Source organism: Microbacterium sp. Bi128, from assembly GCF_918698205.1.
The window spans coordinates 1-1,316 of sequence record NZ_CAKKMM010001398.1 but is presented as its reverse complement, the minus strand read 5'-3'; the positions used below and the strand labels follow the sequence as shown (position 1 = coordinate 1,316).

Sequence of the window (1,316 nt, the reverse complement as noted above, 5' to 3'; positions counted from 1 at the left end):
CTTCAGCGCCGAAATCGGAACGGAGGCCTAGAAGTGCGTGAGGCAGTGCGGTGAACGTTCGACGGCGAACATGAGGCGCGCCGTCAGCGCCCCCCCGGCGGTGTGCTCGGTGATCCGGCCGGCAGCTTTCAGCGTCACGGGACAAACGGCGCCCAGATAGATGGAGCCGAGGTCCGCAACATCAAGGGACAGGTCCGGCTCAGCCTCCGGAGCCGGCCGCACCGTGGCCTCTCCCCCGCTGACCGTGAGCGCGAAGGTGCCGGCCGCGAAGCCGAGACTGTCCCTGACCGCGAGAACGACCGTCCCGTCGGCCGAGTAGCGCCGGGCCCCCAGCACCCGGGCCGGGTCCAGGACGCGCAGCCACAGCATGTCGCGGTGGTCCGATGCCTCGACGCATCGCGGGTCCTCAAGCGCCCAGGTCAGGGGATCGTCCACCGGTGCATCCTGCCAGCTGATCCGGTCCACGAGGTCGATGCTGCCCAGGAACTGCCAGAGTTCCAGGTACGCGGCGTCATTCGCGGCCACGAGGTCCACGATCTCCATGGTGTACGGCTTGGCGTCCCACCCGGCGAATTTATAGGACACGTAGCCGTCCACGGTTCCGGCGGCGTCGTAGTGCAGGGCGCAGCGGATTGCCTCGTCCTCGCTGCCGTCCCGGCCGAGTATGCCCGAAGACCGCAGCCGGTACGCTTCCTGCCGCGAGATCGATCCGGGCATGGACGCGTGGACCCGACCAAAAACCTCGGGGGCCAGTTCCAGCAGGACCTTGCGGTCCGCAATCTCCACGGTGCCGGCGGGCGCATGGCGCAGCCGGAAGCGCGGCCCGGTGTCGACCTTGATGCTGCGCTCGAAGGTGGCCACACCGTAACCGAACCGCCCGTAGATCGAGGCCTCCGAGGCGGTCAGTGCCGCCAGCGCGACGCCGTCCGCCTTCGCCGCGGCAAGGTCCTCGGTCATCATCCGCCGCAGCAGTCCCTGCCGGCGGTGGGTCCCGCGCACCGTGACGGCCGTGACCAGCTGGGCTTCGAGCTGACGGCCGTAGCCGATGTTCAGGTCCTTGCGCAGGGTGGCGAAGGTCGCCACCGGGACGTCGGCAGCCAGCGAGTGGGCCGCAACGCCGTCGGCCTGGTAAACGCCGGTCATTTCACGGTTGTCCACGAGATACATGGCCATGATCTTGTCCGCGAAGTCGTCTTTGCGCGGCTCGTCGTAGAAGCCGATCCCGACCCCGCGCAGCCACGCCGTGCCTTGCGCGTAATCCGCCTCGCCCTTCGCGCCCGGGCGGAACCGCCTGAGCTCGTACGTATCTGCCACGT

The 1,316-nt window shown here is 68.8% G+C and carries 1 protein-coding gene; it reads right to left on the bottom strand.

The window, feature by feature from the left end; translation table 11 throughout:
* Nucleotides 1–27: 27 nt before the first annotated feature.
* Entirely contained in the window at nucleotides 28–1,314 is a 1,287-nt protein-coding gene (locus tag LQV45_RS33130; protein ID WP_230011939.1) for a GNAT family N-acetyltransferase, read from the bottom strand.
* Between the last annotated feature and the right edge of the window lie 2 nt (nucleotides 1,315–1,316).